Origin of the sequence: Marinagarivorans cellulosilyticus (genome assembly GCF_021655555.1) — a bacterium.
In the GTDB taxonomy this organism is placed as follows: domain Bacteria; phylum Pseudomonadota; class Gammaproteobacteria; order Pseudomonadales; family Cellvibrionaceae; genus Marinagarivorans; species Marinagarivorans cellulosilyticus.
The window spans coordinates 4,514,995-4,540,251 of sequence record NZ_AP023086.1; the positions used below are offsets into that span (position 1 = coordinate 4,514,995).

Consider the following 25,257-nt stretch of genomic DNA (forward strand, 5'->3'; position numbering starts at 1 on the left):
CCGCAATTTACGTGGGGTAAATGAGGATTCGAGGACGGAACTGACGCCGCTATCGCGGAAAAAGTGCATTTTTAGAGATGCCCTTGAGACAAGCGTGGCTTTATTCCCGAAATACCCCGCCCACTATCGCTCAATTTGGCTAGCTTGCAGGGACAGGCACTCGTTTTAAAGTTGGCCGGTGAGTTAGCTTGCGGGGACTCGCACTCGCCTGAAGCTGCTGCGTATTAATTTCTCAGGCCCTCACGCGTCGGCTTTTGCAAGGATGCAAATGGTAGAGCAGCGCATGGAGCATCATGCCGAGAACACGTGTGGAGTGACCCGCTTTGGCAGGATAGCCAATGGTAGACACCGCATGGAGCGTGGTGTCGAGATGGCTTGAGCGTGCCAGCGAAATTAATGCGGGGCTGTCTGGCGTCAACTACTTGCAGGGACATGGCGTCAACTACTTGCAGGGACAGTCACCCCAAAAAAGACTTAGATAAAGAGAAGACAGGTAAGCGGTTACTCACCATTCGGCCGGTATAGAAATTACACCTCAAGCTTACAGGCACATGCACTCTAAACTGCGATCAAATCTCAATCAAAACCATAATTCCATCTAGAGCAGCCAACTGAAAAGATAATTTAAGCGGGCAATTGCACAGGACGTGCAATTGAGGGCTGTCGGGGCATGGAGGCCCCGTTTGCCCAACCGCTTAAATTTTCTTGCAAGGCGGGCAGCCGAAGGCCTGCGACTGGGGGTGTCTTTTGTTTTGCTGCTTTTGATTTTAGCGAATTTATTTGGACAAGCAAATAAACGTAACTCGCCAGCTGGCGAAAACGGTATTGATCCACCCGAAAAACACAAATTCAAAGCGCCCTCTCCTTGCGCCCTAAAACGGCCAACTGAAAAGACCATTTTTACCGCTTACTTTGGCTATAAAGCGCCTGAATCGTAAGCCACTTTGTTGCTTCTGGCCGTCCACTTCCATAGCTTGCGCAGGCTCGGTATACTTTGCGAGCATTTTTATCAAATCAGTTCAACGGATGGAGCTACTCTATGACCAGTCAAATGCGCATTGTCGGTACGTTTAACCTTGTAGACGGAAAGTTTGTCTCGACCGATAAAAACAGAAGCGACTTCAATGCAGGCAAAGCGGTACCTATCCCCGCCGACCAAATAGCCAGCTACTACCCCCTTAAAACCGCCGCAAGCATTACCGTCGGCGGCACCCTTAATCGCCTTACACTTAAGGCGGGCGAAAGCTACCCAGTGCCTAATGGTAAACGCATTATTCTAGAAGCCACAAGTGAACATATTTTGTTTACTGAGGTGTTTAATACGAAGCCAAAACTCGGGCTGTATATACAGTCGCCAATCGGGTTTCACCAAACTTGGCTTGACTACATTCGACGTAGCACCGCCGATAACTTGCAGGCCACACAAATTCTGGCCGAGTGGGAGCTGCAATTTCTTATAGGGGTATTAGCAGGCACTAGCTGGAAAGGCTTATCCGCGGTCATTGGCATGGATCTTTTTCAAGAGGCAATTACAAAACAAAAAAGAAAGGCCACGACCAGCGCAATTCGCACACTACAAGTACTCTTTTCATTTAAGCGCGAGTTGCGACCAATTGCTCCAACTTTAGAATCGGTATTATCCGATATGCTATGGGTATCGCTATTTAAGGGGCAGACTCAGCATTTGTTACCGGCTATGGCTAACGACCCTAAAGTTGCCGCACGGGCAGCGGGAACCATCGTCACTCAATTATCCACTCAAGCACTGAATAGGCGCCTCACTGTTAGCGCATTTATATGGACCATCGTATCGCAGCTAGGTACTAAAGCCCTGCTGACAGTGCCCGCAGCCATCTCGGAAACAGCTAACAGCTTTCAACCATCAACCCCAGAAGCCGTAGTCGAGAAAATAAAAGAGCTCGTTTCAACACTGGGGATAGTTTTATCTGACACTGAAAAAAACCATATTTTCAAGGAGCTGAAAGAGAATCCGCAAAAAATTCGCGCCATTTTCGCCCGTATGGTAGCCGACTTAAAAAACCTGCCAAGGTAGCTACAATGCCAAACATTTTCTCACCCATTTTAGTCATCGCACTGCTACTTAGCGCTTGTAGTAGCAGCAAAAGTAACGAGATTGCACTTTACCGCAGTGACGCCAATGCCTACTGCAATGCGCATTCAGTAGATTATTGGCAAAGCACCGGCAAGCTGAATGAACTCAACACCATGCGTCCTGCCGAAAAAGCGGCAGAATTTATGAAAACATTTCGTCAAACGGTGCAAACGAACGCGATGGCCGCCGTCATTTTTGATGAGGGGGGGAGACTACCCGCTGCAGAGTTCTACCCTTACCTACAGCAAGAAATTGCAAAGCTTACGGGGCAACCTTTCGACTGCCCGGCAATACCCGCATTTTATATGGCCCAATAGTTCCTGTTCGGCATGAAAACTTAGAAACGTTTACAGGGGCATGCACTCTAAACTTTGATCAAATCTCAATCAAAACCATAATTCCCCCTAAAGCAGCCAACTGAAAAGATAATTTAAGGAGTCAATTGCACAGGACGTGCAATTGAGGGCTGTCGGGGCACGACGCCCCGTTTGCCCGACCGTTTAAATTGCCTTGCAAGGCGGGAAGCCGAAGGCCTGCGATTGGGGGTTGTCTTTTGGGCATCTCTAAAAATGCACTTTTTCCGCGATAGCGGCGTCGGCTCCGTCCTCGAGTCCTCATTTACACCACGTAAACTGCGGCTCTCCGGGCGGTGCTTCCTTGCTCTCACACAAAAATTACTATTTTTAGAGGCGCCCTTTTGTTTTGGTGCTTTTTATTGAAAGCTTGCAGGGACTCGCACTCGCCTGAAGCTGCTGCGTATTAATTTCTCAGGCCCTCGCGCGTCGGGAACACGTGTGGAGTGGCTCGCTTTGGCAGGATAGCCAATGGTAGACACCGCATGGAGCGTGGTGTCGAGATGGCTTGAGCGTGCCAGAGAAATTAATACGCGGCGGTGATTTTGCCGCTCAACTCGCAGGAAGGTACTTGCAGGGACAGTCACTCCAAAAAAGACTTAGATAAAGAGAAGACAGGTAAGTAATCACTCACCTTTCGGCCGATATGGAAATTACACCTAAAAGCACGAAACATCTTGGCATAGCGCCGTCTCAAGTTGATTGGCGCTAACGGCAACCTATCCCAAGCTGGATCTGAATCGCTATAGCGATTATCGTAAGCGCTTGACCTTAAACCTATGAAGAAGAGGAACGATTATGCCGCAAGCCGCCGCGCGTCACATCTTGGTTGATAACGAAACGACCTGTAATGAATTGAAAGCCAAAATTGAAGCGGGCGAAGATTTCGCCAAATTGGCGCAGGATCACTCTAGCTGCCCCTCGGGCCGTAGCGGCGGTGATTTAGGGACCTTTGGGCCTGGCCAAATGGTGGCTGAATTCGACAAAGTCGTGTTCAGCGCACCGGTTAACGAAGTACAGGGCCCCGTAAAAACTCAGTTTGGTTACCACCTACTAGAAGTAACCGAACGCCAAGACTAAACCGAACGCCGATAGCGAGCCTATCGGCACCTATCGTTTTTAAGTAACTACTCAGGTGGCTCGAAATGACACCCACCTAAAAAGGCGAATTGATCGTGTTCTGGGCCTTCAAGCACTAGGAGCACCTGCATAGCGACCAGCCCCAGCAAGGATGCGTGGGGGTAGACTTTACAGGGGCACAAAGTCGTAGATGACTCGAGCGGCCCAGAAAATAATCAGTTTGCCGAGCTATTTGAGCATGGCTGACATGGCTGACATGGCTGACATGGCTGACATGGCTGACATGGCTGACATGGCTGACATGGCTGACATGGCTGACATGGCTGACATGGCTGAATTGTTACGTATGTTTTTTTGATTGTTTACAAAAACTAAACCTTATCAACATCAGCATCAACATCCAGTTCAGTCTCATCCACAGGCAACACTGATGCCTTAGGCCGATGATCCTGCAGGCGACCCAATACGGTTTCCAATCGATGGGCTAGCTTTTTGGCTGCACCATTGACAGCCTGATCTAGCGTTGCAGCGTGCTCGGTAACCGCTACTGGCTGCCGACCTTCTAAACGAGCCTCTAACATGCAGCGATGATCATGTAGCCCACTTTTACCTTTGCTCTCGTCACTGATATGCACTTCTACTCGGGTGATATGTGATTGGTAGCGATCTAACGCATGCTCGATAGAATCACTCACTCGAGCAGCCAACTCTTCGGTTCCGTGGATGTTGGCGTCAGTATTAAATTGGATCTTCATGAAGCTTTCCTTTGGCTTAAGGCCTGTGACTTGTTGGTATTAGAATCTATGTGGGGTCGAGATACGACCTAACAAGGGGGAAGGTGTATTAGGTACTAGGCAACAATAGGACATGCACTCAAACTTGTGATTTTATCGTGATGATTGATCACTGCTAATTGGCAAAATTATCATTGATCTTAAGCCGCCTGCTTCTAACTTGCGGAATATACGTTAAACGTTTCATCGGTATAAATAATATCGTCGATAGCCAAAGTAATTCGCCATGGCCCAACCTTATTGGTTATAGGCTTCCAAATGGTATCGCCGATAAAAAATCGCCAATCATTTTGCTTGATGTACTCTTCGCCAGAGAACGGCGCCATTGCAACACCATTTTCATCTGGGATGTTCGGGTGATAAATACAATACTGCAGAACTTTATTTTTTGCTTTTTTAATGTTTACGATATACCCGAATTCAATATCAAGTTCGCAGGGAATATCTCGAGTCGCTTTTCGCAGTTTTGGTAAGTCTTTAGATTCACTGTCCCATTGCGTGTAAATACCATAATTAGTCAAGGTTACTTCGGGTTTTTTCTTGGCCATAATTAAGGGCACCTCTAAAAATAGTAATCTTTGTGTGAGAGCAAGGAAGCACCGCCGGACGACTGAATGGATTCAGGAGGTAGAGCGACGCAGGAAGCCAAAGCCGAGAGCCGCAGTTTACGACAGAAAAAGGCGATTTAAGCGGGAGGTGCAAGCCTGCCATGGGGGTGTCTTTTGTTTTGAAGCTTTTTATATTTGTGAATTTAGCAAGATAAGAGATGGTTTAACGATAAGTAGCTTCTGCGCAGCCGAGAGCCACGCCTATAGGCCTAGCTGCCCCAAAACGCCTTTAAAAATGCATCGTGACAAAGCCTCTGAGCCTGCGTAATTAAACCAAACTTGCGCATAAGCTCTTTTTTGGCGCATAAAAACCCTAAATATTATGCATGAGGATTGCGCAGCTTAGGGGCTGATATGATGAGCAAGAAGCAAAAAGAGCAATGGTTACGGGTATCGACGCTACGCGCTGAGGCCCCGGAAGGTATGAGTATACAAGCCCTGCTCGACGCTCTGGCCGCATTAGACACGCCGACTAAGGAAGCCGACTCAAAGACAGTCGCCCCTCCGCGCCTTGCAATCCTGGCTAAAAAAATGGCTCGAACAAGGCCTTCTGCACTCGCATAAAACTCGAAAAATAACGCATAATCACTCAGGCTTCTCGCAAGCAAAAATACTCAAAAGCTTGCGACAGCAATCAATGCTTGAACATAGTTACAGTGGCACTAATGAGCTGCACCTGAAATATTAAGGGTAATCCAAAGGTTCATAAAGCTCAAACGCTAAGCCATTCCAGAATATATAAGTGTCAATCCCTGCCTCAGTGGGAATAACAATTACATCACCCTTGGCTCTTTCGCTCACAACAGCTTCCTCAATTAAGCCGATGTTTTTATGCTGGATAATTTTAGCTGACAGGGCCGCATCAGCATCCAAAACGGACGTATCATTTGTATCATAAATAAGGAAATTACCTAAGTCAGCGCCATAAGAAACACCAATCGCGCGAAGGGAGCCATGCGTAACCTCTGCATATTCCGGCCATAAATTCACAGGTGTAACGCCAGACAAAGGCACATTTGAGTTTCGACGCCCCCAAAACATTTTATCTACAAGACCATCTCCATTTAAGTCGGCCTTGGTGGGTAAAGTGCTAGATTCTTCAGTGTTATTGAGTATTTTTTCAAACTCGAAAGAAGCGGGCGGACTTTGACTTGTGACCGGCACATCAGTTAGAGGGGCTTGCCCCTCTGAGCAATTAATCAGAATTAATAGCGAGACAATAAGCGTTAGGGATTGTTTAATTTTAAGCACAGTCTATTCAGCCTTATCCAAAATCGGGGTTGGATCAATTAAATCATTTCTTCGCATAAATGGAGGATTGCTTCGATTGGTTAAGCCTCCCTCCGACTTACCCGAATATAGTTCCAAGTGAAGCATCGACATATTAAGCCCCCGAAGTTTACCAACATAACCTATTAGGTCTCCGCGCTTAACGGTGCTACCAACTTCAAATTTTGGCCCCGCCCCTCCCAACTCACCATACCTTGCAACAAAATCGTCATGCTTAACCTCCAAAGCGAAGGTACCCAAGTAAAAGGCATAACGAGGTTTCAAAATAACTCCGTCTGCCATTGCATATATAGCTGTTCCAATAGGAGCGTATAAGTCACACCCAGCGTGCTTGCGGCCCTTAGAGCGACTACCTCCAAAAGCTCTCATTCCCTCTTTGTAGGATTGAGTTGGGCGGGATGATAATGGGAATTTATGAGGTCTGGGTAACTTGGGTTTGAAGTACTCGGTTTCAATCTGGGGAAATCTGAACGAGTTCTTTTCTTTAGGCTGCGCTGCACGCTTTAGATTCAACTGCCTAAGCGTATTCCCTCCCGGATCGACTCGGCCATCCGGCTTCGCCATCGACATAACATTATTCTGAAACGCCTCAATTAGAGAAACCGTCATCGGCCCAATTTTACCATCAACTTTCAGCAGTGAGACTGGGCCCATGACATGAGCACAACAGTTGAGAAGTAACTGCGTTACGCAGACGTCCTGATAGGCGTTCACACCACCTTTGCCGACAGATTGAGTTAATCGCTCCATTAATTTATTCCTTATTTTTTATCCAATCCTAAAGCGTGGGCCAAATTAATTACTTTGGACGCGCACTTCCCTAGCGCACATTCTGCCTTCTATTGAATTTTTTATCTATAGCCAGCCTTTCCAATATGAAGCGCTCCTGAAGCGCATGCGTGTTTCCAACGTGAAATGATCCTAAAACGGTGCATGCAGCCACCATGATGGGTAAATGAGAACCATCATGACTTTCAAACAACTCAAGACTCCTGCCGAGCTGGAGCGATTTCTTAACGGTAGCCAAGCCTGTAGCTATGAGGTGCTCAGCGATAAAGATGAGCGCTATAAATGGGTACAGAAGACATTAGTGCAGTTCCATTACATGACGCTCGGTAAGCGATACAAGGGTAATGTGGCCCATTTCCTTTGCCGGATCAGCGGCTACTCTAGACCGCAAATTAAGCGATTGATCAAGTAATACGCTGAGACAGGCCAGTGTCGTCGCCGGCAGCGCACTACAAAGGGTTTTACTTGCCAGTACACGGAAGCCGACATTCGATTATTAGCGCAGATAGATAGCTTGCACGAATCGCCCTGTGGTGCCGTCGTCAAGAAAGAAAATATATAACTATTCAGCCACGCTCAAATAGGTCGGCAAACTGATCATCTTCTGGGCCGCTCAAGCCATCTACGACTTTGCGCTCCTGTAAAGTCTACCCCCACGCATCCTTGCTGGGGCTGGTCGCTATGCAAGCGTTCCAGACGCCTGAATACCCAGAAAACAATCAATTTGCCTTTAGAGCGACCATTATTTCGCACCCACCTAAATAGTTACGAAAATATTTACAAATAAAAACTCTAAACTCGTGACCAGGTGGGTTGACCACTACAGTAGCGATTGAGCCGAATAGAGGCTATGATTCGGCTCAACATATGAGCCAAATAATAGCCTCTATTCGGCTCACCACCCCATAATACGGTGCAACACCATGCAATATATCTGGCAAAATTCGCGTTGGCAGCAACATGATGCACCCGCATTTGAGTGGGACGGCTCCGCGCTTACCCCTTCACTAGAGCGCGTGCGCTTAAAGCAAGGCCAGTTATTAGAGCAATCAGGCAGGCTATCGGCTGAAAACAAAGCCGCGCAATTGGATGCTCTGATACAAACCGCCCTACGCACCAGTGAAATAGAAGGTGAAACACTGAATGCCGCTTCGGTGCGCTCTTCGGTTGTACGGCACCTAGGGTTAGAACAGGCCGGTATTGCAGCCAGCAAAGAGCCTATGTTTTCGGGCACGCCGCAAACTGAAGCACTGGTAAAGCTTTTAATAGAGGCGACCACCAATATCAGCCAACCGCTAAGTTTAGCGACACTGTGCCAATGGCAGGCAGATCTCTTCCCAGAAATACCACGATACCAAAGCATTATTGTGGGCGAGTTACGGGGTGAGACCCCCATGCAGGTGGTATCCGGCCGAATAGATAAGCCTACCATCCATTTTGAGGCGCCACCTAGGCATGTACTCAATGGTGAAGTCGAACGCTTTGTGAACTGGTTTAATAACCCACCCACTCAACTAGACCCACTGCTGCGCGCAGCCATTGCGCACTTATGGCTTATCACGCTACACCCATTCGACGATGGCAATGGCCGTGTTACTCGCGCGTTAACCGATCAGGCACTTGCGCAAGCCGAAAGTAGCAGCATTCGCTTTTACTCTTTAAGCGCCGCCATTATGGCCCGCCGTAAAGAATACTATGCGCAGCTAGAGCAAGCACAAAAAGGGAATATGGATATCACCACGTGGCTACAATGGTTTTTATCAGTATTGGACGACGCCATAACAGATGGCCTCAAAAGGTTTGAGCGCGTATTAAATAAAACGCGTTTCTGGCAAGCGCATGCACAAACCGTATTAAGCGCGCGCGAAATTAAGGTACTTAATCGCCTGCTAGACAATCAGGGGGAAGAGTTTTTACAGGGTATTAATGCCAGTAAATACCAAGCGTTAGCCAAAGTGAGTAAAGCCACTGCCACTCGCGAACTGGCAGGCTTAGTAAAAAAGAACTGCCTAATCAAACTAGCCGGCGGAGGCCGAAGCACACGTTATACTTTAGCAGTTATTACCCCAGTTGCGATTCTATAAGCAAAGCAGATAGGCATGTTATTTAATAATAATTTAAGCGCGCTGCTGTTTCTATTAACAAGTTTGATCACTCACTCTGCGAACTTATAGACGAAAAAAAGCGCCAACACTCATCGTGTGGCGCCTTTTTTATTACACTTATTTTAGTGTAATTAAGCGTTTATAGCTCTTACAGCTCGCCTTGCTTCCCCATGAGATTTTTCAATCAATTGCTCTAAAGCTCTTTTCATAAAAGATTGGCTCAATGTTTCCCTGACGACATTCGTTGCCCAACCAAGTACTTGCATAATCTTGCGCATTAATCGCTCAACCCAATATCCAATATTGCGCGCCGGCGCTGCACCGCCGGTTGGGCCATTTTTGTCATCGGGCCCACCCATATCAAAGCCTTGTTTTAATAAAGCGGCAATATTATCGGCCAGCGTTACCGCACCAATAAATGCGGCTTGAAGTTTTGCCAACGAGAAGCCCACTATTTTACGCAAGATATAAAACAAAGCAGAGCTAATCCACGTCCAAGTACTGGTGGCAGAGGGTTCCACTTTAACATTGGACTCTAACCACTGTTGCATCTGCGCCTCGGTTGGCTCATGAACCCCCGTGGGCGACAGAGTTTCCCACGATTTTCCCTTAGCATTTACCGACTTAATGTAATTATCCATGAAGTGGTCTGTTGGCCAGATAATGGGCTTGGTATGAATGAAATAGGCCATATTGCCGAAGGGAGCATGACAAAAAGGAAAAATAGGAATCATCGGCACGGGGTCACTTTCGTGGTATACCCTAAAAATATTTTGTTTTTGGATTTTGTCCGTATGGGTTTTGGCAAAAAAGTGTGTGGCTGGGCGTGGTGCGCCAAAGGTGTAAACCTTGGCCGCACCACTTCTTTGTGTGTGATTTACCCAGTCAGCCGCTAAGGTTGCAATTGCTCCGCCTAAGCTGTGACCAACACAGTGGACAATTCTTGGCTTTTGCCCACTTAAGCTATTAAAGAACGTCTCTAGCTGAGGAATCATACTTTAAAATATGTGATTAAAACCGATATGCACAGGCTTACCCGATATGCCAATTTCTAAGCCTATTCTGGCATTACTAATCCAGTCGGCGCCGTAGTTAGCAAATGTTGAGCCTCTAAATACCAAAAACACATCATTCTCATATATACCCGCGCCCGTAGCACAAGCACCAAAACCATCTTTAGTGTTGATAAGCCTAGATCCGACGGTAGCTTGTAGGGTTTGGGCCTTCTCGGTTGAGAATGACGCATCTCCGAAGAAAAGGTCAGAGGTTCGCTCGTTTTGAACCGCGTATACTAAAGCGGCTAATTTGGCTGCTTTAGATGGAGGGACTGTTGCCATATTATATCTTCCTTAATGATTTCCATGTGCATTTTGTACTGATGACTCCAGCACGTTCACTGTACCTTGTTTTCTGATTGTTGATGTCACAAACAAGCCCAATTGTTTCACTGGCCGGATGTCTTTCGGCGAATAGGCCTGGCTCCCGTTTTGCAGCCGACCAAATAGTATCTTTAACCCCATTAATAAATACATCGACAAATTGTGAAACAGCAAATTCAGTCATTGGCCCTAATGTCATGGTGTCTTTTATCACGGGCAAATCAAACTCACCCGTTGATGCTGTTTGATGCTTGTAGATGCGCTCTTCCCCGCCCGGCATTACAATAACCACTTCGATATCGACATTGGCTAACGGCTGCCCCCCTTTCAGAAGCACCCCTTTTAAAGGCGACATGAGAACAACTTCTTTTTTGAAAGGGTTAAGCGATGGTATAGACATGCAGGCTCCTGAAACGCTAGCAAACAATAGTGTCAGAAGGGTGGCTTTGAGAATGGTCTTCATTATCCCTCCTATGGATCAAAAACGCTGTAATACCCTGCCCTAGGTAAAAAGCTCTGTGATTGGATTGGCACATGCTAGCTAAAATCAAAAGGCATGCCAATGGTGTAACGCCAGGTTATGCCCCCATAGGCTACTCATTATGACAAAACACTTGCTCGAGCAACCGTGGCAGATAGGCTTCTTGGCGCCAAAGTCAGGTCCCTAAACTTGCTCTCTCGTTGAGAGCGTCGCGGGCTGAAAGCAGGCATAAAAACAACCGATGTGCCGAGATATTAGACCAGAACTAGCACGCCCCACATTCTAAATTCCAGCCCTTTATTCCCTAGGTGGCATGTACGTAGGCAAAGTAAAAACATTTGCCTGTCCTTGCCCTCACAAAAAAATGACTATTTTTAGAGGCGCCGTTATATCAATAAAACAGATCATCCTCTTCGTACTCGAAGTCACGCATTCGCTTAGCCGCCATACGTTCCTGCAAATAAAGTTTCAGCGAAGCGATACTGCTAATATCGACGCAAATTTGCTGGTATTCATTCGTCAATTCTTTAAGCTGCTTTATAAAACCGCGTACGGCGAGTGACTCTTGCTGCTTATTTTTTCAATAGAACAAGTCATAATAAACATGGCCAAACGGGATGGATTCGAGCGCATCAAGTTTTTGCTGTGAAAGCCGCTCAGTCATCACTTTAAGGATTTGGGTTAAATTGACGTAGTCTTGCTCGGGGAAGTGATCTGGCAAAGCATCGAATGTTTCTGTATAGGTCTGCAAAATATAGGCAATATCTTTGTTTTCTCGCGCCTCGATCAACTGGCACATTTGCTGATGTCGCTCCGCCTTTTTAGTTTCGTCCGGTTCTAAATCGGGATGAATTTTTTTGGTAATACGGCGAAAAAGTTTATTGATGCTAGATGCCTTAAATAATCGATCCAATTCTTTATGCTGTAGCTCGTCCTCGTCAAACAAATCCTCAAAGTCACTACTCTCGTGGCCGAAAAAGTCGTCGCCAGCACCAAATTCAGAATCTGCACTATCACCAAATAAGTCTTCGAATAAATCTGCCGCTGGCGCCGCTTCCTCATCCAAGCTATCAGATTCTTCCATCGCCTCCTCAAGCACTTTGCGCAACAACTCTTCAAGCTCCTCGGGCGAGTTAGCCTGCCGCGCCTTGTCGCCCAGTTCGCGTAGCTGCGCGATTTGATCCTCATCTACGCCTTCTTTTGCGAGTTTGCTAAGTTCTTTTTCTTGGCGGTTTTGGCTGTGCTGATTGCAATGTTCGTCGAGTAATACCTCTAACGCAACCATGTCAAAATGCTACTCGTAGGGGCCATGGCCCAACATGCACATATTGTTATCAATCCAATCGAACAACTCTTCACGCAGGTATTCAGGCAGTGTTTTTTTGCTAAAAAATGGGATGATCTTTTTGGTTAATGCGTAGACTTGCTCGTGCTTGCTGATTTCATACTCGTCCACCTCCAGCTTTACACGCGCTATAAGGTCATGCATTTCCTGCTCGAACTTCGCGTTTTTATTTTTAAAACGCTGATAACGCTCTAAAGCTTGGTTGAACATCATTTCTGGCGTTTGCTGCTTAGCTTTAGCCTTTTTTCTGTTTTTTCGAACGATTTTATTCATTACACCCACATCTTTTCGTTTAAACGGCCAGCATTTTAATCTTTTGCGTATCCGCACAGACACAGGCCATCGCAAGCCCCGCCACAGTACAACCACAAACCTTAAGCGCGCCATTTTCAATAACGGCTCCGGTTATTGCAAGCACAAGTACAGCAGAGTATGGCGAGGGCAATGTAGAGATTGATAGATTCCCCTGATGTGACTAGACATTTTTAATGCACTCAATGCACACCAAGCGTGCGCGCATCTTTTAGGCTCCCCCTGCGGTTTCTAGGTTAAACACGATCCCTTTTGGCACAACGGCCGAGTTGCAGTTGGTCTATGCTTTATTTGTGCGGCTTCTGGTACGCCCAGCCGGCTTCTTAAAATAATTGTAGGTCCATCAGATTTGAGATATTCCCTACCCTTTATCATAAAGTGGCCTATCGAGCGCGGCGGTAGGCCATATTCACCGCCAACACATCTGTGTTAGTAGCAGAGATTTTCACGATGTTGCTCCGGCGATTTTATGCGTTACGCAGCTTGAAATTCAGGCCGCTTTTACACGCATTCGTTTTGGTGGCCTTAACCAATGGCGCCGCGCAAGCCACGGCTCAAACAAATGTCGAGCAGCTGCTGGACAACATGCGCTTTCAACGCTTGCTTACTGGTGAAGACGATAACGAGAAAGACGGCATCGGAGTGGTGTTTTCCATAGTACAGGATGACACTGGCTTTATCTGGATTGGCGGTGATTCTGGGCTGACCCGCTACGACGCTCACGCATTTAAATTTTATAAGGCTGACACCAAGAACCCACGTGCCATCCCTAGTGTCTGGGTGAGCGACATGCGAGTGGACCACGAAGGCGTGCTATGGCTGGCCACCGGCGGCGGGCTCAGTCGTTACAACCACGAAACGGATGACTTCACTACCTTTCACAGCGGCAAAGACAGCACAGGCCTTACCTTACCGTCGGATTTGGTGACCGCCTTAGAGGTGGACAGCCGCAATAACCTTTATATTGGAACCAGCGGCGGTTTAACGGTATTCAACCCAGAACGCAGCGCCGCTCGCCACTACACGTTTGATGCGAACGACCCCAAAAGCTTAGCCGAGGGCGGCGTTGCCGCGCTTTTTATTGACTCTGAGGAGCGCTTGTGGGCGGGTATGTCCGGCGGAGGCCTCAGCCGGCTTGATCCAACCACCGGAAGCTTCGTGCATTGGCGTAACGAGCCGACCGATCCTGATTCCCTGATGCATAACCACGTAGACCGTATCGCTCAGGATAATAAAGGTCGAATATGGGTTGCCACTCGCGGATATGGTTTAGCAAGACTGGACGAAGATGGCCGCCGCTTTAAGATTTACCGCCACGACCCCGAGGACTCCCACACAATTGGCAGTGACATTATTAGCGATTTTCACTTAGATCGGCGCGGCAATTTATGGGTCGGAGGGGTACCTACCGGCGTTAGCTTCTACGACGCCGCCAAAGCCCGATTTCGAACCTTGACACATCAACCGGAAAACCCCAATAGCCTCGATCACAATGGCGTGCTCTCACTGTTGCAGGACAGTGAAGGCATTATTTGGATTGGCACCGAAAAAGGGCTGAACGCCTACAACCGGCACACGGGGCAATTCACCCGCTACGCCCCAAACCCCAAGGACCCAGACAGCCTACGTTTTGGCGCCATAACTACGCTAGTAGAAGACCGAGATGGTTCGCTTTGGGTAGGCAGTTGGTCTGGCGGCTTGCACCGCTTCAACAAGCGCACAGGCAAATTTAAGAACTACTACCCAGAACAAGGCAAAACGAACAGCCTCGTTGGGGCCCACATATGGAACCTTGCTCTGGATCACGACAATACGCTTTGGGTTGGCGCCATTGATCAAGGCGGTGGCATGGGCCAATATCAGCGTGACACTGACAGCTTTCGCAACTATCACCACAACCCGCAGGCCGCCAACTCACTGGCGTATAACTATGTGTGGCGCATTCTGCCCGACCGCCATGGTCAGCTATGGATTGGCACCAAAAATGGTGCTCGACCGTTTTAACAAGGCCGATCAAACCTTTCAGCACTACCACCACGATCCAGACAATGCACACTCCCTCGGCCACGATAATGTTATTTCACTACTCGAAGACCGCACTGGGCGCCTTTGGGCAGGCACCGCCGAAGGCGGAGTAAGCGTGCTGGACCCCGCCACCAACCGATTCCGTACACTAGGTATTGAGGAGGGCTTGCCGGCCGCACATGTGGCCACCTTGTTGGAAGACCGGCAAGGTTACATATGGGCAGGCACGCCGGCAGGGCTCGCGCGGATTGACCCGATTAGCTTTGCCATTAAGGTGCTGCGTAAATCCGATGGGCTAGCGGGCAGCAACATCAATCGCAATGCATCGCTTTTAGCCGATAATGGCGAGCTTTACATCGGCACTACAAAAGGGATTACCGTATTCGCACCGCAAAGCATCGAGCAGGGTCAAAAGCCGCCCAAGGTCGTTATCACAGCGCTGCGCATTCTAAATCGTGAGATGACAGTGGGCATGGCCGGCTCGCCGCTGACCAAGGCTATCGAGCATACCCACGAACTTACCCTCAGTTACAAAGATGCGATGTTTGCTTTCGATTTTGCCGCGCTGAGCTTCAGCTCCTCTCGCCAAAATCGCTATTGGTACAAGTTGGATGGGTTTGACCAAACGTGGAACGATGTCGGCACCGCGCGCACCGCCACTTACACCAACTTGAACCCTGGCGACTATACCTTTCGGGTGCGCGCGATAAACAACGCTGGCGTGCACAGTGCCCAAGACGCGCAAATTCACATTACCATCACACCGCCGCCATGGCGTACCATTTGGGCCTATTTGGGTTATGCATTGCTGGCCGCGGCTGGCCTTTATCTACGTAAACGGTACGCAGACCTAAGGAAAAAATCCGCCGAATACCATGTGTTATCTACCACCGATGCATTAACTGGGGTACTTAACCGCACAGGTTTGCAGCAAGCGCTGGAGCAACATCCAAAAGCGAACAAAGAGACATGCCAAATATGCGTTATGGTCTTGGATATTGACTTCTTTAAGCGCATCAACGATACCTGGGGCCACGATGTGGGCGACCGAATTCTTCGAGCTTTCGCCGACATTGTTAGGACCTGCGTGCACACTGACGACTACCTAGCCCGCTGGGGAGGCGAGGAATTTGTACTGGTGTGCCGCAATGTGTCCGACGTCGGCGCTGGCACTATCGGCGAAAAACTGCGCCAAGCGGTGGCGCAGCATAGGTTTGAAACCCAAGCCCAACCATTAAGCGTCACCGTCAGTATTCGCATAGCCTGCAGCAAATCAGGAGAGAGCTTCAACAACCTCTTTAAACGTGCCGATACAGCGCTTTATCGCGCCAAGGCGAGCGGACGCAATCGGATCGAAATGGCCGATGATTCGTAATAAGCCGCTGTGCACCCAAATAACCATACGGCTGCACACTGTTAATACCAAGCAAAAAACAAAAAATGAAAAACAAAAAACAAAAAATGAAAAATGAAAAATGAAAAACACCCAACAAATGAAAAAGCTCACCAATTAACCGTGTATTGTTAACGGTCTTTTTAACGGTGTATGCCCATGTAAAACAATAACAAATGCAAGCCCCTGTATTTTTTAGCCTGCCCCATTATGCCTCGCCCTTAGCTTTTACAAACCGTGTTTAGAATATCCGCCATATTCCCTGGCTTTATTTCATTACTGTTAGTACGCATTAAATCGAAAAGCCTTAAACGTAATTTTTCGATAAACGCACCCTTGTGCGTTGGCGTGAACTCTAGCTGTTTAAAGGCGTCGATAAGTACAGCAAACAAAGCCAAGTCATCACTTTTAGCGCGTTCACTAACAACTTCGTTTTTATCGTTAATAACTGGTAGCGTTATAGAATCTGTATCAAAAAACACTTCGGTTTTTACACTGCTCAGCATCAACAATATAACGGTTATTAAGCTATAGTTTAAAGCTATCAAACCGGCCCGTTCTTTTTCGCAGCCTTCCAATATATAGCTTTCACTGGCATCTAAAGCTTTTATTCCCACGACGGATGAAACACGGATTTTCACTCCTAATAATTGCGCACCATTAAACGCACGCAACGATACCGTTACCGCAACAAGCGCCAAGTTATCAAGCCCATCAAAATGATTGCGAATTCGTCGGCACTTCTTAGATAAACGCTTTAAATCATTACTGGATGTGGGCAGCAGCACGCTTCTAATTTCGGGGCTAGTTTGGTGATAACTCGATTTTAATACTTTTGTTTTTTTAGTCAGCGGGGTATCTGGCTTAACCTTTATCCCCTGCAAAGCATTATGGGTAACATACTCGTCATCCACAAAATAGGACTTTAAAGACTTACTCAGCACCTTATTATGGAAAGGTATGTCGTTAGTCAATAAGATTGTATCGCTATCTAAAAGGTGGTGAATAATCTGCGCATCTGGCATACCCGAGTGCTGCGCAGAGATCTTAAACTCTTGCTGAAAAACAACACCTTTACCTTCGGCGTAGTTTTTAAAGCGCGCAAGCTGACTGCTAGAAACACACTCGTCAATAATCAAGGTAACAACACGGTCTGAAGATGCCATATTTTCTTTCGCTTAGTCTTTGAATAGATATTCAACTTATAGAGTGGAGACACTTACGCGGCCGAAAGCATGGTAGCTCAATCGGGCCGGCAGGTCTGACCGCCATCCTAACGCCACAATTACCTAAGACCTAAACAGCCGCAGTGATTAGGGTTATTCTACCGCTTCAATATGCGCGGTGCCCTTTAAAGCTGATGCATCCCAAAGGGAAAATTCATGGTAATTATCAAGTGGGCATCTCTAAAAATGCACTTTTTCCGCGATAGCGGCTTACAGGTTTTTACTCCTGCAAAACCTGTATTCAGTCCATCCATGGACATTAGCTCCGTCCTCGAGCCCTCACAAATTGGAGGGTCAATTTGCACAGCTTGCTGCCCGCAGGGTGAAGCGCAAGGATGCGCTGAATGATTTACACCACGTAAACTGCGGCTCTCTGGGCGGCGTTTGACCTCCACGGATGGCAATGTCATTAACTTAGCGGCAGCCGACAATTTTTCTGGACTCGCTCAAGCCAATCCATGGACGCTCCGCACGCGCTCCCGGCGCGTGAGGGTCCTGAAAAATCACCGCCTACCGCTTAACTTGCCTTAAGTTAATGACATTGCCACGGATGGAGAAAATGCAGAAAGTTGCCAGGAGCAACTTCTGCCCTTGCTCTCACACAAAAATTACTATTTTTGGAGGTGCCCAAGTGCTAAAGGGTTGATGTTGGTTTTCCAGAGCATTATCGTTTCAGCTGGCTAATAGAGCAATAAGTATGACAACAAACGACATAGTATTAAGCATCAATAGCGGCTCTTCGAGCATAAAATTTTCTGCGTTTACAGGGCCTAGCGCTACAGAATGCATTGCTAAAGGACAGGTATCTAGCCTAGATTCAAAGCCTCAAATAGAGCTGTATTTTTTTAACGATGCGCGGCAGTACGGTCCGTTAAAGGTAAACAATTGCGTGCTTACTAGCGCCATCGAGCAGTTTTGTTCGGCGTTAAAGCTTTCGTTACAGACTTATAACCACAGTGGTCATGTTTCGGTGGTTAGCCATCGCGTGGTTCATGGTGGCGATATAGCCCAGCACCGCGTAATCGATGATGCGTTACTTTGTGAATTAACGTCGCTTGTGCCATTAGACCCTCTGCACTTACCTTCGAATATTGCCGCTATAAAGATAGCACTCGACCTTTTTCCTCACGCACGCCATGTCGCCTGCTTTGATACTGTATTCCACACCACAATCCCCCTAACAGCAAAACAGTACGCATTGCCAAAGCTTTTGTTTGATCAAGGGATCAAACGTTACGGTTTTCACGGTTTGTCTTATCAATATGTGTGTCAACAGCTTAAGGCTCACTATAACGAGCTAAACGACAGAAAACTAATTGTTGCCCACCTAGGAAGTGGGGCAAGTTTGTGCGCGATCAAAAACGGCGACAGCCAATACTGCACAATGGGGTTTTCTGTACTCGATGGCGTTACTATGGGCACGCGTTGTGGCGCGATTGATCCAGGCGTGCTGCTCTATTTATTAAGACAGGATTATAGCGCCCTGGATATTGAGGAATTGCTATACAGGCAGTCTGGTTTGCTCGGTTTATCCGGTTTATCCAACGATATGCGCAACCTATTTGCCGACGATTCAGCTGCCTCGCAAGAAGCAATAGCGCACTTTACATTAACTGTAGTAAGAGAAATAGGAGCACTGACGGCAATGCTAAACGGTTGCAACACTCTTGTTTTTACCGGCGGTATTGGAGAGCACGCTCCGCGCATACGAGCTCGCGTTTGCCAACAATTGAGCTATTTGGGGCTTGAACTAGATGACCAGAAAAATAATCAGCATTGTCATGATGGTGTAATTTCCGGCATTCACAGTAAAGTGGAAGTTTGGGTAATATCGACAAATGAAGAAAAGGTGATGGCACAGATTGCTCAGCAACTGGCTGCCAACAATGCGTAATCGGTACATTTATGATCGAGCGAGATAAAACATGAATAGCCTAAAGCCTACAGAAATCATTAGCGCGCATGACATTACTTTGATCGATGCGTATTGGCGGGCCTGTAATTATTTAGCCGCCGGAATGATTTACTTACAACACAACCCATTACTCAGGCAAACATTAACAGGCGAACACATAAAACAGCGGTTATTGGGCCACTGGGGCGCTTCCCCAGCATTAAGCTTTACATATATTCATATGAATCGCCTTATTAAAAAATATGATTTGAATGCGATATTTTTAGCAGGCCCAGGTCATGGAGCCCCAGGTGTTTTAGGGCCGGTATATTTAGAAGGTACCTATTCCGAGGTTTACCCTAATAAAAGTAAAACCGAAGCCGGAATGCAAAAGTTATTTAGTGAATTTTCATTCCCTGGCGGTATTGGCAGCCATTGCACCCCAGAGACACCGGGCTCTATTCATGAAGGTGGTGAGCTGGGTTATAGCCTATCCCATGCTTATGGTGCGGTATTTGATAACCCCGACCTTATTGCGCTTTGCGTGGTTGGCGATGGCGAAGCCGAAACTGGCCCACTGGCAACCGCTTGGCATTCCAATAAATTTTTAAACCCTGCACGCGATGGCGCCGTGCTGCCGGTACTGAATTTAAATGGTTATAAAATTGCAAACCCCACTCTACTGGCACGCATCAGCGAAGAAGAATTAACTGCGCTATTTAAAGGCTATGGCTATCAGCCGTTTATTGTGGAGGGCGATGTCCCTCTTGAAATGCACAAAAAAATGGCCGAAGTCATGGAGCGGTGCATTGTAATGATTCGGGATTTTCAAACTCAAGCGCGCAGCAGCCAAGAACGACCCGCTCGCCCTATGTGGCCTATGATTATCCTGCGCACCCCCAAAGGCTGGACAGGCCCTACTGAGTTAGACGGTCATAAAGTAGCAGGGAGCTGGCGCTCACATCAAGTCCCCATGAGTGCCATGCACGAAAACAACGACCATATTGAACGACTAGAACACTGGCTAAAAAGCTACCAACCGGAACACCTTTTTGACGAGAATGGGCAGCTAATCCCAGAACTCGAAGCGCTGGCACCTGTTGGCCCGCGCAGAATGAGCGCCAACCCCATTGCAAATGGTGGCGTTTTACGCCGCGAACTGATAATGCCAAATATTAAAGATTACGGGGTTAATATAGCGCAGCGCGGCGTAACACAAATGTCTAACACGCAGGTATTGGGTGAATTTTTACGGGATATTATTCGTAATAATCCCACCACATTTCGATTATTCGGGCCAGACGAAACCGCGTCTAATAAATTATCGGCCGTTTATGAGGTGACGCAAAAAGCTTGGATGGGTAGCTACCTTCCTGAGGACGAAGACGGCGGCAACTTGTCACCTTCGGGCCGCGTCATGGAAATGCTCAGCGAGCATACTCTTGAGGGTTGGCTAGAAGCCTATTTATTAACCGGCCGGCACGGTTTCTTTCATACCTACGAGGCATTTGCCCATGTAATTGATTCCATGTTTAACCAGCATGCAAAATGGTTAGACATTTGTAAAAACCATGTCGCGTGGCGAGCACCTGTTTCATCACTCAATATTATGTTGTCTTCTGTTGTTTGGCGGCAAGACCACAATGGCTTTTCGCATCAAGACCCTGGTTTTATTGATTTAGTAACAAACAAAAGCGCCGATGTTACCCGCATTTATTTCCCGCCGGATGCGAATTGTCTATTATCCGTAGCTGATCACTGTTTACGCAGCACTAACTACATCAACCTAATCGTATCGGACAAGCAAAAACACCTGCAGTATTTATCGGCTGATGAAGCGGCTATTCATTGCGCTAAAGGTATTGGCATTTGGCCGTGGGCGAGTAACGATGGCAATACGAGCGCAACTTACACCAGCGACTACGACGAGCCCGATGTAATTATGGCTTGTTGTGGTGATGTACCTACAATGGAGTCGCTTGCGGCCGCGGCTATATTGCGCGAATACTTACCAGACTTAAAAGTACGCTTTATTAACGTTGTTGATCTTTATAAATTGCAATCTGCCGATGAACACCCGCATGGTTTATCGCAAACAGATTTTGATATTTTATTTACTCGCGATAAGCCCATTGTTTTCAATTTTCACGGTTACCCATGGCTTATTCATAAATTAGCCTACCGCCGCACAAATACACAACGGCTACACGTAAGGGGTTATAAAGAAAAAGGCAATATCAATACTCCTTTGGAATTAGCAATACTCAATCAAATCGATCGCTTCAACCTTGTTATTGATGTTATCGAACGCGTTTCGTTTTTGGGCTCTCGGGCAGCACATTTGCGTGACGCGATGAAAGCCGAGATTATTCGCCATATAGAGTATGCTCATACACACGGCATAGACCCAAGTGAGATTACCGATTGGGTATGGCCATACGCTTAAGGGTACCGGCTACCTGTAAAAATAGGTTTTTTGGCAACGAGGACAGGCAAATACTCCTGTTTTGCCTGCATATCAGGCCATTCTAGGCAACAAAGCACCGGCCAGACGACGGAATGGATTCTGGGGCTCGAGCGGCACATCGGTGCGCGAAGCACTTTTTAGACATTGCACCGCACTATGCTGCTTGCGGTTGGCTTATTAGTGTTGATTGTTGCGCCTGAGTTTATTTTGGCCGCCATGGGTATGGCGCAGGCTGCTGTGTTTATCCTTGTGATTACTTTTCGCTGCCACGAGTGAACGACGTTAAACGTTAGCCCAAACTGGTGGAGGCAAGGGAGTCGTAACTAAGCAAGTATTTTGTATAATCGCACAAAAAGTAAAGAGTCAAGGCAATGTGGTTAAACAAAGAGCACACCGACAATATCGCAATAAAGGCATACCGCACCACACTATTGCACTCTTGCCCAAATCATATTGTAATTGACAACCTGTTTAACGCTGCCAAGTTAGATGATGTGCTATCGATTTTAAAGCAACCCAACCAATGGCAAACCCAGCAACATACTTACTCGGCACTTTATGTGGATTCCGATCAGTGGCAACAAGCCCTCGACAATCAGCGCTTTGTTCAACGCGATATTTGGCAACGTAAAGCCCATACCCCAAGCAATGACACCGCGCACGCATTTTTGTCTTTTTTGCGCGACGATATTTTTATGTCTTTCTTATCGCGTATTTTTAATATTGAGCTCACCGACATCAACGTTGCAGACCCGATAATTAATACCAATTACTTCCGCCTAAGCCGAGCCGATTTTGTTCGGCAACACGCCGATGATTCCCCAGGAAGACAGGTTTGCATGTTGCTGTATTTAAATAAAGCATGGCAACCCGATGCCGGCGGCGAGCTAGCGTTTAAAGGATGCGACAATAACCCCATTCGCATAACCCCACGTTACAACCGCTGCGTGCTATTTGATCCATCCTCTAAGGGCTCCGAACACTGGGTAGAAGCCTTAAACAAGGAGCATTCTCAGCGATACCGCTATAACGTCACCAGTTGGTACTGGTCAGAATAACCTGGGGGTCGATATCGGCCAGATTTATTCATTCACACATGCAACCAATTAAGTTGGCGGCTGTCTGGTTACTTCGCCAGCTTAATGACACACAGTAGCGCGAAGGGGTAAACCCAGTACCCGCTAAGACCAACGTTATCGCGACTTTACAGGTTTCACATGTCCTTTTTTCAAGCCACATCACTTATTGCACTCACGCTAATTGCGTGGCACGTCGTTGCCTTATTTCGCGCCAAAACAACCACACATCAGTTTCATGCCGTTTTTTTGCTTATTCTGGCTATACCACTGCTACATAATTACGCACAGCTTTCTGGCTATGTAATATGGCCAATAGCTACTGCGCTATGCCGTTCGCTATTACTGGTATACGGGCCAATGCTTTACCTGTTTTTGCGCCACATTGTTAAACGCCCTGCGAAATACTGGCAGTGGCATTTTGCCCCTTACATACTGATTGCCTGCTACAAAGCATTGAGCGGTGGCGATTACCCACCATTACTTTTAGTAGGTGTTTTTTTCATGCATATTGCCTTTTATAGCATTCAAACCCTACAGCTTCTAAAAGCACACAACCGCGTACTAACAATTTTGCTACGCCGCTTTGCAGGAGCAAGCCAGCATTGGCTTATGTGGCAGACATTTGGCATCGCTTTTTTAGCCTTTATGGATGTCGCTATTATTGCTTGGCTATCGTTAGGCGGCCAAGTTAACCCTTGGGTATGGCAATGTGTAATGCTTTGTTTAAGTATTTATGTATTGAGCATTGCTGCTCTAACGGCGTGGCAACCGGGAATATTTGACCCCCCACAAGAACCAACGACTAGCAGCCCATCGCCGTATTCAGCCCCAAGCCCTAAACCAAGGCAGCTCGAACTCGCTCCCTCCACGGCTATAGCGCTAGGAGAAAAACTCAACGCCCACCTTTTGGAACAACAGGCTTATCGCCAGAACGATCTATCGCTCGATACCCTAGCAGCAACCTTAGGGCTTAGCCGGCAGCAAATGTCAGAGCTTTTGAATGCGCATTTAAAGACGGGGTTTTATGAGCTTATAAATGAGTACAGAATTAACGATGCTAAAGCCGCATTAACGACTAGCCAAGCCGCTGTACTGGACATTGCCTTCGCTGTAGGTTTTAACAGTAAAAACGCTTTTTACCGGGCCTTTAAGGCTGCCACAGGGAAAACCCCTGGCGATTTCCGCAAGCACGCACGCCATAACCAGCAAGCACCACCCACAGAGCTAAAAAATGCCGTTTTCTAAGTGTATTTAAGGTCCATTCGTGCGAGAAGGACGCCGCGCACAGCCATAGCACGCAACATAAAGCTCCCATCCATAGGAGGATTATTTATGTTATTTGCTCGAACAATTATATCCATTGTTGCCTGCAGCTTTGCTCTTAGCACGGCCGCCGACTTTATTTCAGACGCCGAACCTCAAATGGGGCACTACCAAGGCTCACCGTATGCGACATGGGAAAAGCTTTATGCGGAACGGCTCCAAGTACGTACGTTTCGCCAATCGTTAAACGGGCAGCAAAATAAAATAGTGCGCCGTTATTTACAGTATATTCCCCACCGCATTTATCAAAACGACCAGACATTTCCGCTGGTAATACTCTTGCCAGGGGGCAGCACAAGCGCCGAGCAGCTTCGTTTTTTTGATATGGGGGATCGTTTTGAGCGCCTAGCTGATGCCGAAAATTTTATGCTAGTTTACGCCAACGCTTACCCACTTGATGGTCAACCGGCACCTCACGTTGCCGAGCAGCCCTTCAATGCAAACCAAGGCTATTGGCGCACTTGCGTGGGCGGCCCTGGCGCAGGCGATAACTTTTACGATGTCGATGATACGGCTTACATAAAAAACCTAATAGCCCAAATGCAGCGCGAGGCATTACCTATCGACCCTGATCGTATTTACATAGTCGGCTTATCTAACGGCGGTGAAATGGCCGAGCATGCAGCCAGAACAATGGGTGGTCAAATTGCAGCGGTGGCAGCGGTTAACCCAGTATTTGGGCTACCGGCAACCCTTGAGCTAAATGCCTGCGCAGCAGAACCCTCGCAAGCACCGCTTTCTATGATGATAATGCACAGCACACCAGACCCAGTATTGACACCTATTTTTGAAAGTTTAGGTATTGATTACGAAGTATCTACCGATCAATCTGTAGCGGCGTGGATGGGTGCACTAGGGGTTAACCCAGAGTCTGCCGTAGATTACGACTTACCTAACACCGTGTTTGAAGGCGAAGACTACGTCGGTGATGAGCATTGGTCACTTGCGACACGCAACAGCTTTATTACGCGCACAAATTATACTCCAGCGACTAACGGCGCAACATTCACCCGCTTGCAAGTCCACGGCGGTGGCCACCAATGGCCCACACAAAAAGCCGCCCCCAACGACGACACTTCGACGTTTGGGTTTCGCAATCAAGACATCAATGCAGAAGTTATTATTTGGGACTTTCTAAAAGATAAGCTGCGCATCGCAGAGTAGTGAAAGCTAAGGGGGCAAACCCTGCCCCCTTAGCTTA

General features: G+C 47.4%; 22 protein-coding genes. 12 read left to right on the top strand and 10 right to left on the bottom strand.

The window, feature by feature from the left end; all coding sequences use genetic code 11:
• The first annotated feature begins 1,039 nt into the window (after window positions 1-1,039).
• From MARGE09_RS18455 to MARGE09_RS18465, 3 genes are all read left to right on the top strand, one after another.
• Window positions 1,040-2,053, top strand: coding sequence for a hypothetical protein (locus MARGE09_RS18455; RefSeq protein ID WP_236984543.1), 1,014 nt, complete (start codon window positions 1,040-1,042; stop codon window positions 2,051-2,053).
• A 5-nt stretch (window positions 2,054-2,058) separates the two neighbouring features.
• Window positions 2,059-2,430 carry a hypothetical protein gene (locus MARGE09_RS18460; protein ID WP_236984545.1) on the top strand — a complete coding sequence of 124 codons (372 nt, stop codon included), beginning with the start codon at window positions 2,059-2,061 and terminating at the stop codon, window positions 2,428-2,430.
• Window positions 2,431-3,264: 834 nt separating this feature from the next.
• Window positions 3,265-3,546, top strand: a complete 282-nt coding sequence (locus MARGE09_RS18465) for a peptidylprolyl isomerase (RefSeq protein ID WP_236984554.1) — start codon at window positions 3,265-3,267, stop codon at window positions 3,544-3,546.
• A gap of 371 nt (window positions 3,547-3,917) precedes the next feature.
• Here MARGE09_RS18465 and MARGE09_RS18470 read toward each other — a convergent pair whose 3' ends face one another.
• From MARGE09_RS18470 to MARGE09_RS18485, 4 genes are all read right to left on the bottom strand, one after another.
• Window positions 3,918-4,301 carry an HPF/RaiA family ribosome-associated protein gene (locus tag MARGE09_RS18470; protein ID WP_236984556.1) on the bottom strand — a complete coding sequence of 128 codons (384 nt, stop codon included), beginning with the start codon at window positions 4,299-4,301 and terminating at the stop codon, window positions 3,918-3,920.
• A gap of 194 nt (window positions 4,302-4,495) precedes the next feature.
• On the bottom strand, window positions 4,496-4,888 hold the full coding sequence (locus tag MARGE09_RS18475; protein WP_236984558.1) for a DUF3859 domain-containing protein: 393 nt from the start codon (window positions 4,886-4,888) through the stop codon (window positions 4,496-4,498).
• A gap of 744 nt (window positions 4,889-5,632) precedes the next feature.
• Window positions 5,633-6,199, bottom strand: coding sequence for a hypothetical protein (locus MARGE09_RS18480; RefSeq protein ID WP_236984560.1), 567 nt, complete (start codon window positions 6,197-6,199; stop codon window positions 5,633-5,635).
• Window positions 6,200-6,202: 3 nt separating this feature from the next.
• Window positions 6,203-6,988: a M23 family metallopeptidase gene (locus tag MARGE09_RS18485; RefSeq protein ID WP_236984562.1), complete on the bottom strand. Its 786-nt coding sequence runs from the start codon at window positions 6,986-6,988 to the stop codon at window positions 6,203-6,205.
• Between the two features lie 217 nt (window positions 6,989-7,205).
• On the opposite strand from MARGE09_RS18485, the gene MARGE09_RS18490 reads away from it, so the two are divergent.
• Both MARGE09_RS18490 and MARGE09_RS18495 read left to right on the top strand, forming a co-directional pair.
• The gene (locus MARGE09_RS18490) at window positions 7,206-7,439 is read left to right on the top strand and encodes a hypothetical protein (protein ID WP_236984564.1); all 234 of its coding nucleotides are present in this window, start codon (window positions 7,206-7,208) and stop codon (window positions 7,437-7,439) included.
• Window positions 7,440-7,950: 511 nt separating this feature from the next.
• Window positions 7,951-9,111 (top strand): Fic family protein, encoded by a 1,161-nt coding sequence (locus tag MARGE09_RS18495; protein ID WP_236984566.1) that lies wholly within the window; start codon window positions 7,951-7,953, stop codon window positions 9,109-9,111.
• 152 nt (window positions 9,112-9,263) lie between these two features.
• On the opposite strand, the gene MARGE09_RS18500 is transcribed toward MARGE09_RS18495, so the two are convergent.
• The 5 genes from MARGE09_RS18500 to MARGE09_RS18520 form a co-directional block, all read right to left on the bottom strand.
• Window positions 9,264-10,127: a lipase family protein gene (locus MARGE09_RS18500; protein ID WP_236984568.1), complete on the bottom strand. Its 864-nt coding sequence runs from the start codon at window positions 10,125-10,127 to the stop codon at window positions 9,264-9,266.
• 3 nt (window positions 10,128-10,130) lie between these two features.
• Window positions 10,131-10,469, bottom strand: a complete 339-nt coding sequence (locus tag MARGE09_RS18505) for a hypothetical protein (RefSeq protein WP_236984569.1) — start codon at window positions 10,467-10,469, stop codon at window positions 10,131-10,133.
• Between the two features lies 1 nt (window position 10,470).
• A complete protein-coding gene (locus MARGE09_RS18510) occupies window positions 10,471-10,974 on the bottom strand; it encodes a DUF6795 domain-containing protein (RefSeq protein WP_236984571.1) in 504 nt (167 codons plus the stop codon).
• A gap of 598 nt (window positions 10,975-11,572) precedes the next feature.
• The gene (locus MARGE09_RS18515) at window positions 11,573-12,277 is read right to left on the bottom strand and encodes a hypothetical protein (protein WP_236984573.1); all 705 of its coding nucleotides are present in this window, start codon (window positions 12,275-12,277) and stop codon (window positions 11,573-11,575) included.
• A gap of 9 nt (window positions 12,278-12,286) precedes the next feature.
• Complete coding sequence (locus tag MARGE09_RS18520) at window positions 12,287-12,610, bottom strand: hypothetical protein (RefSeq protein WP_236984575.1); 324 nt, start codon at window positions 12,608-12,610, stop codon at window positions 12,287-12,289.
• Window positions 12,611-13,168: 558 nt separating this feature from the next.
• On the opposite strand from MARGE09_RS18520, the gene MARGE09_RS18525 reads away from it, so the two are divergent.
• Together MARGE09_RS18525 and MARGE09_RS18530 are read left to right on the top strand one after the other, a co-directional pair.
• Window positions 13,169-14,653: a ligand-binding sensor domain-containing protein gene (locus tag MARGE09_RS18525; protein WP_236987413.1), complete on the top strand. Its 1,485-nt coding sequence runs from the start codon at window positions 13,169-13,171 to the stop codon at window positions 14,651-14,653.
• A complete protein-coding gene (locus MARGE09_RS18530; protein WP_236984577.1) occupies window positions 14,634-16,049 on the top strand; it encodes a GGDEF domain-containing protein in 1,416 nt (471 codons plus the stop codon). Before MARGE09_RS18525 ends, MARGE09_RS18530 begins: the two co-directional genes overlap by 20 nt.
• 239 nt (window positions 16,050-16,288) lie before the next feature.
• Here MARGE09_RS18530 and MARGE09_RS18535 read toward each other — a convergent pair whose 3' ends face one another.
• Window positions 16,289-17,233, bottom strand: a complete 945-nt coding sequence (locus tag MARGE09_RS18535) for a hypothetical protein (RefSeq protein ID WP_236984580.1) — start codon at window positions 17,231-17,233, stop codon at window positions 16,289-16,291.
• A 757-nt stretch (window positions 17,234-17,990) separates the two neighbouring features.
• Here MARGE09_RS18535 and MARGE09_RS18540 point away from each other — a divergent pair.
• The 5 genes from MARGE09_RS18540 to MARGE09_RS18560 all read left to right on the top strand — a co-directional run bounded on the left by MARGE09_RS18540 (window position 17,991) and on the right by MARGE09_RS18560 (window position 25,220).
• Window positions 17,991-19,187: an acetate/propionate family kinase gene (locus tag MARGE09_RS18540; RefSeq protein ID WP_236984582.1), complete on the top strand. Its 1,197-nt coding sequence runs from the start codon at window positions 17,991-17,993 to the stop codon at window positions 19,185-19,187.
• 31 nt (window positions 19,188-19,218) lie between these two features.
• Complete coding sequence (locus MARGE09_RS18545; RefSeq protein ID WP_236984584.1) at window positions 19,219-21,633, top strand: phosphoketolase family protein; 2,415 nt, start codon at window positions 19,219-19,221, stop codon at window positions 21,631-21,633.
• Between the two features lie 392 nt (window positions 21,634-22,025).
• Complete coding sequence (locus MARGE09_RS18550) at window positions 22,026-22,712, top strand: 2OG-Fe(II) oxygenase (RefSeq protein WP_236984586.1); 687 nt, start codon at window positions 22,026-22,028, stop codon at window positions 22,710-22,712.
• Between the two features lie 159 nt (window positions 22,713-22,871).
• Window positions 22,872-23,978, top strand: a complete 1,107-nt coding sequence (locus tag MARGE09_RS18555) for a helix-turn-helix domain-containing protein (RefSeq protein WP_236984588.1) — start codon at window positions 22,872-22,874, stop codon at window positions 23,976-23,978.
• A gap of 87 nt (window positions 23,979-24,065) precedes the next feature.
• Window positions 24,066-25,220, top strand: a complete 1,155-nt coding sequence (locus MARGE09_RS18560) for a CE1 family esterase (RefSeq protein ID WP_236984589.1) — start codon at window positions 24,066-24,068, stop codon at window positions 25,218-25,220.
• Window positions 25,221-25,257: the final 37 nt, after the last annotated feature.